This is a genomic window from Clostridium magnum DSM 2767 (assembly GCF_001623875.1).
In the GTDB taxonomy this organism is placed as follows: domain Bacteria; phylum Bacillota; class Clostridia; order Clostridiales; family Clostridiaceae; genus Clostridium_AM; species Clostridium_AM magnum.
In genome coordinates this window covers 1-6,395 of record NZ_LWAE01000025.1, presented here as the reverse complement: position 1 = coordinate 6,395, position 6,395 = coordinate 1, and the positions used below count along the sequence as shown (strand labels likewise).

Here is a 6,395-nt window from a genome sequence, read left to right as displayed (position 1 = left end):
AATTCCTCTATTTTCTGCTTTTGTGTAGTACCTTCCTGATGTTTGAGCTTTTCCACCACTTCAAATGTAAATGCACCTTCTCCGTAGGTGTTCCAATCCTTTTGTAATCCTTTCACCTTAAATGTTCCTGTATTTAATCTAAATTTTATTCCTTCAAAAGGTTTATATAAATTATTACATGTATCTACAAAGGAATATCCAGTAACTGTATTATGTAATTTAATTATCCCCATCTCTACCTCTTGCTGCTTATATCTGTTAATAAGTTCTTTTCTATTTATTTTGTCCACGGTATTCTCCTCATAATTCTTATAATATTTGCTCCCATCTTTCGTTCTATTTAAATATCCATAATCAATCAAATAGCGGCGTATAGTTGCATCATCCTCGTAAATAGTTTTAATAAGTCTTTTTACCTCACTCTCTGTATATTCTTTATTTGGTTCAAATAGAGCAGCGAACCTAGGTAATAATGCTTTTCTTTTCCCTTCTCTAACAGGAAAAACTCGAAGTTTAGGTGGTGTTAACGTTGGAATTTTTTCTTCAGTTAATTCTATAACTGCAAGAAAAGCTCTTGCCTGCCTTGCTCTTTCCCTTAAAGCAAATCTCATGTTTCTTACTGTAGATTCTGTACAAGCAAGCTTCTGGGCAATTTCTTTATCACTATATCGGTTTGACATCATTGTTAAAAGCTCTTTCTGAATTTCGGTTAATCCAGTATACTTCTTATCTAGCAAAAGTAGCCTTTCAATTGGATTTCCATGCTTTATTATATGCGTATTTATATCAGTGTCGCTTTCACCAATTTTTTCACCACATATTAAACAAACAAACTGAGCTTCTTTAATACTCCAATTATATCCTCTTTTAAAATCTTCAATAGTTGCATTACGAATTAGTTCTTCCACATTTACCCCTCCTGTCTACCAAATTCATAGACATATTAACATTATCACTTGCTACTGTCAATAAAAAATTCCGTTATAGAAAGTATAAAAATATAAATAATAAGTTATATTTTGTCTTAATGAACAACAAAAGCAAAATTTCATTATTTAATTTAAATATATAAATAGTTATCCTTCACACGTTTAAAGTTTTTATCACCATAATTGTATCCAAGTATCGGCTGCCCATCTATAGCAATCCCTATTACAACTCCTAATAAAAGTTCTTTTATTATCAATCTTTCTTGGTATTAACAATTCTATTTCATCATAATATCGCAGTGTTTTTATTGGAATATTGCATATTTTAGATACTTATCCTATCCGATAAAATTCTTTAATTTCGTCCATTTTATGGTGGAATAAAAAAACTTATGCATAAAGCAAATAATCCTTATTCAGCATATTATGATTAGAAATAATGTAGTTCATTGGAGGAAATCATATGATAGAAATGGAAACACAACAATATATACCTAGCTCTATAAGTGTTGATGATTTTTTTAAGCTGCTAAATCAAGAGCAGATTAAATATATTATATTAAGATGGTTTGATAAATTTCCAAAAATTAAAAAAGGAGAAGCTATTGATTTACTTGTCCATGATGATGATTTAGTTAACATTAGTAAGCATGTTTCTCCCCATTGTGAAGATAATTCTATTACATGTAATATTTATAGTATTAGTGGTATTACTGGAACCAATTACAACGGACTCCCTTATTATCCTATTCACTGTGCTCAAGAAATGCTTGATAAAAGAATTCTTTTGCATAATAAATATTTTGTACCAAATCCCAAACATTATCTGCTAAGCATGGCCTATCATGTTGTTTATCATGAAGCAGAAAATTCAGGTTTGTCTCGAGGTATCAGAGAAGAAGTTAATGAATTAGCCCACAATAATAAATATAGAAAAACACTTCGCACTCTGTCTAATCGGTGCGGCATAAAGATAAAATTCACCTGGGTTGATTTACAAAAGTTTTTGGATGAGAATAACTGGACTCCAGAATTATCAGAACTAAAAAAGCTTTCTGAAAAGAGCAACTGGTTGAAAGATTTATATTATTTAAAGCTCCATGACCAGCAAAATACAGGTGAAATTATGGCATTTATCGTTAGAGAATGGGCCTATGAAAACAACTTAACCGATTGGATAATCAAGTGGTTACAGACTCACGGTCTACACATATTAAATATTTATGAACTTGATAAAGATCATAAAGAAGAGGCAACACGTACTTTACGAGGAGGCAATTGGGGAAATGAAAAATGGGAAAAAAATGAAGGAAGCGGAAAACCAGCTGTTTTAATTATAGCTTATGATTTCTATCCAGTTCCATTAGACAAGAGGTATAAAAAGTATTATCCATATGTGTCAAACAGAAATTTCCTTTTGAAAATAAATCTGCGAAATGAACTGAATAGGAATCAGCCTCGAAAAGAAATAAGAAGTATCATCCACTCAAGTGATAATACCTTAGATGCTTTAGAATTCATTAATACTTTATACCCAGAGGAACTTCCTGAAATTTTAAACAAAATTACCTTAGGCAAAGAAAATATAAAAAATCAAAATGAAAGAATACTTGATCTTCTTTCTATTTTCTTACCCACTTAGTTGCCAACTAAATGACAATGAGATAATATCAGAAAAACCCACGACTTTCCTATCGTGGGTTCATTAAATTTACACCCCTGTGGTGTTTGCGAAGGCTTGCCTGAGCTTGCTATTAACATTTTGATATGTTATTTAATTATTTACATAATAAAAAAACACTAGGTATCAAAACCTAATGTCTTTCTGTTACTTACCTGGCGACGACTTACTCTCCCACACAGTCTCCCGTGCAGTACCATCAGCACTGTAAAGCTTAACCTTCGTGTTCGGAATGGGAACGGGTGTTACCTTTACGTCATAATCACCAGATGCCATGATTCTTAAAATCTATGATTTTCTAGAAGTATGGTACTCCTCAGCTCTGCTGAGTGAGTTTCCTTATAAAATTGCTATAAACTTCGCATCTCTGCGTCAAATCAATCGCTGCGGTACTCATTTACACTAGTAAACTCTGTTCCTCGCTCAGTCGCTTCCTTGTACTGCTCGCTTCTATCAATTTTTATTTTAAAGGATACCGGGTAATTCTTAACGCTAACTATCGTTAGCTAAATTACCCGGCAAATGTCATTTAGACCTTTGCCCTCTCAAAATTGCACAGTGAAAATTAGGTCAAGCCCTCGACCTATTAGTATTAGTCAGCTGAACATGTTACCATGCTTACACCTCTAACCTATCAACCTTGTGTTCTTCAAGGGGTCTTACTAGCTTATGCTATGGGAAATCTTATCTTGAGGTGGGCTTCACGCTTAGATGCTTTCAGCGTTTATCCCGTCCTGACATAGCTACCCAGCTGTGCTCCTGGCGGAACAACTGGTGCACCAGAGGTCAGTCCATCCCGGTCCTCTCGTACTAAGGACAGCTCCTCTCAAATTTCCTACGCCCGCGACGGATAGGGACCGAACTGTCTCACGACGTTCTGAACCCAGCTCGCGTGCCGCTTTAATGGGCGAACAGCCCAACCCTTGGGACCTACTTCAGCCCCAGGATGCGACGAGCCGACATCGAGGTGCCAAACCTCCCCGTCGATGTGGACTCTTGGGGGAGATCAGCCTGTTATCCCCGAGGTAGCTTTTATCCGTTGAGCGATGGCCCTCCCACGAGGAACCACCGGATCACTAAGCCCGACTTTCGTCCCTGCTCCACTTGTTTGTGTCGCAGTCAGGCTCCCTTCTGCCTTTGCACTCTTCGAACGATTTCCAACCGTTCTGAGGGAACCTTTGGGCGCCTCCGTTACTTTTTTGGAGGCGACCGCCCCAGTCAAACTGCCCACCGAGCTGTGTCCCGTGACCAGTTTCATGGCCGCCGGTTAGAATCCCAGTACTGTCAGGGTGGTATCCCAAGGTTGACTCCACAAAGGCTGACGCCCTTGCATCGACGTCTCCCACCTATCCTGTACAGACAATACCGAAATTCAATGCTAAGCTACAGTAAAGCTCTACGGGGTCTTTCCGTCCAATCGCGGGTAGCGAGCATCTTCACTCGCAATACAATTTCGCCGGATTTGTTGTCGAGACAGTGCCCAAATCATTACGCCATTCGTGCGGGTCGGAACTTACCCGACAAGGAATTTCGCTACCTTAGGACCGTTATAGTTACGGCCGCCGTTTACTGGGGCTTAAGTTCATACCTTCGCTTGCGCTAAGTATTCCCCTTAACCTTCCAGCACCGGGCAGGCGTCAGCCCCTATACTTCAGCTTTCGCTTTAGCAGAGACCTGTGTTTTTGCTAAACAGTTGCTTGGGCCTATTCTCTGCGACCTACTTGCGTAGGCACCCCTTCTCCCGAAGTTACGGGGTCAATTTGCCGAGTTCCTTGACAACAATTCTTCCGCTGGTCTTAGGATTCTCTCCTCACCTACCTGTGTCGGTTTGCGGTACGGGCGCGGGCTTCCTCCATAGAGACTTTTCTTGGCAGCGTGGAATCAGATACTTCGCCCATAAGGGTTCCCCATCACACCTCAACATTGACTAAACGGATTTGCCTGTCTAGTCTGTCTAGATGCTTAGACGCACATCCAATAGTGCGCACATCTTATCCTCCTGCGTCATCCCATTTGTAATAACGGAAGCTTGGCGGTATCGGAATATCAACCGATTGTCCATCACCTACGCCTTTCGGCCTCGGCTTAGGCCCCGACTAACCCTGAGCGGACGAGCCTTCCTCAGGAAACCTTAGGTTTTCGACCAATAAGATTCTCACTTATTTCTCGCTACTTATGCCAGCATACTCACTCCTGTACAGTCCACCGCTCCTTTCGGTACGACTTCAACCCATACAGGAAGCTCCTCTACCACTGATACTTACGTATCAATCCATAGCTTCGGTGGTAAGTTTTAGCCCCGGACATCTTCGGCGCAAGATCTCTCGACTAGTGAGCTATTACGCACTCTTTAAATGAGTGGCTGCTTCTAAGCCAACATCCTAGTTGTCTTAGAAATCCCACATCCTTTTCCACTTAACTTACACTTTGGGACCTTAGCTGATGGTCTGGGCTGTTTCCCTTTTGACCACGGATCTTATCATTCGTAGTCTGACTGCTTTGATTCAAGTATATGGCATTCGGAGTTTGATAGGGTTCAGTAACTGTTGTCAGCCCCTAGCCCATTCAGTGCTCTACCTCCATTACTCATTCAAAACGCTAGCCCTAAAGCTATTTCGAGGAGAACCAGCTATCTCCGAGTTCGATTGGAATTTCTCCGCTATCCACAGCTCATCCCATGGTTTTTTCAACACCAACGTGGTTCGGTCCTCCACGGAATTTTACTTCCGCTTCAACCTGTCCATGGATAGGTCACCCGGTTTCGGGTCTACGACATGCAACTTCTCGCCCTATTCAGACTCGGTTTCCCTTCGGCTCCATACCTTAAGTATTTAACCTTGCTACACATCGTAACTCGCTGGCTCGTTCTACAAAAAGCACGCCGTCGCACATAAAAGTGCTTCGACTGATTGTGGACACACGGTTTCAGGTTCTATTTCACTCCCCTTCCGGGGTTCTTTTCACCTTTCCCTCACGGTACTGCTTCACTATCGGTCACCAGTTAGTATTTAGCCTTGGGAGGTGGTCCTCCCTGCTTCCCACAAGGTTTCACGTGTCTCGTGGTACTCTGGATTAGACCTGACTGCTTTTTCTTTTCACTTACAGGGCTTTTACCTTCTACGGCGGAGCCTTCCAGCTCTCTTCAGTTAAAAAATTGCAGTATTTATGGTCTATCCCGCAACCCCAGGAACAAGTTCCTGGTTTGGGCTCTTTCCCTTTCGCTCGCCGCTACTTAGAAAATCGATTTTTCTTTCTCTTCCTCCGGGTACTTAGATGTTTCAGTTCCCCGGGTATACCTCTATAAACCTATGAATTCAGTTTACAGTACATTACTGCTCGTAATGTGGGTTGCCCCATTCGGAAATCTCTGGATCACTGGCTATTTGCGCCTACCCAAAGCTTATCGCAGCTTATCGCGTCCTTCTTCGGCTTCTGGTGCCAAGGCATTCACCATGCGCCCTTTGTAGCTTGACCTATACCGAAAATTGCTATTAACTCGCACTTCTTCGTCAAGTCTTTCGCTGCGGTGCTCATTTACCAGTCAGTAAATTCCGCTCCTCATTCAAGCCTTTCCTCGAATTGCTCGTTACTATCAATTTCTAGTTTTAGTTCATTAAAATCTACAAAGGTGTTAAATATACTTTCGTATAAGTAATTTACCTTTAGCTTTACTTTTATTTTGTTAAACAATTGCGTTGTTTAACGTTTCTTCACTGTGCAATTTTCAAAGAACAATTGGAGATACATCATACTACATTGATTAGTTAAAATCAACTAGTAAATAA

General features: G+C 40.5%; 4 protein-coding genes and 2 rRNA genes. 1 reads left to right on the top strand and 5 read right to left on the bottom strand.

Annotation, left to right across the window (positions count from 1 at the left end):
- Positions 1-908 (bottom strand): DUF2087 domain-containing protein (locus CLMAG_RS30405; RefSeq protein WP_066631285.1); only part of this gene is annotated, 908 nt, incomplete at its 3' end.
- 152 nt (positions 909-1,060) lie between these two features.
- Positions 1,061-1,186, bottom strand: coding sequence for a hypothetical protein (locus CLMAG_RS34610; RefSeq protein ID WP_278331813.1), 126 nt, complete (start codon positions 1,184-1,186; stop codon positions 1,061-1,063).
- Positions 1,187-1,392: 206 nt separating this feature from the next.
- Here CLMAG_RS34610 and CLMAG_RS30400 point away from each other — a divergent pair, with 206 nt between their 5' ends.
- Positions 1,393-2,571 (top strand): hypothetical protein, encoded by a 1,179-nt coding sequence (locus CLMAG_RS30400; RefSeq protein ID WP_066631282.1) that lies wholly within the window; start codon positions 1,393-1,395, stop codon positions 2,569-2,571.
- A gap of 192 nt (positions 2,572-2,763) precedes the next feature.
- On the opposite strand, the gene rrf is transcribed toward CLMAG_RS30400, so the two are convergent.
- The 3 genes from rrf to CLMAG_RS34605 all read right to left on the bottom strand — a co-directional run bounded on the left by rrf (position 2,764) and on the right by CLMAG_RS34605 (position 6,300).
- Positions 2,764-2,880 (bottom strand): 5S ribosomal RNA (rrf, locus tag CLMAG_RS30395).
- A gap of 296 nt (positions 2,881-3,176) precedes the next feature.
- Positions 3,177-6,084: ribosomal RNA gene (locus CLMAG_RS30390) — 23S ribosomal RNA — on the bottom strand.
- Positions 6,085-6,168: 84 nt separating this feature from the next.
- Positions 6,169-6,300, bottom strand: a complete 132-nt coding sequence (locus CLMAG_RS34605) for a hypothetical protein (protein ID WP_278331925.1) — start codon at positions 6,298-6,300, stop codon at positions 6,169-6,171.
- Positions 6,301-6,395: the final 95 nt, after the last annotated feature.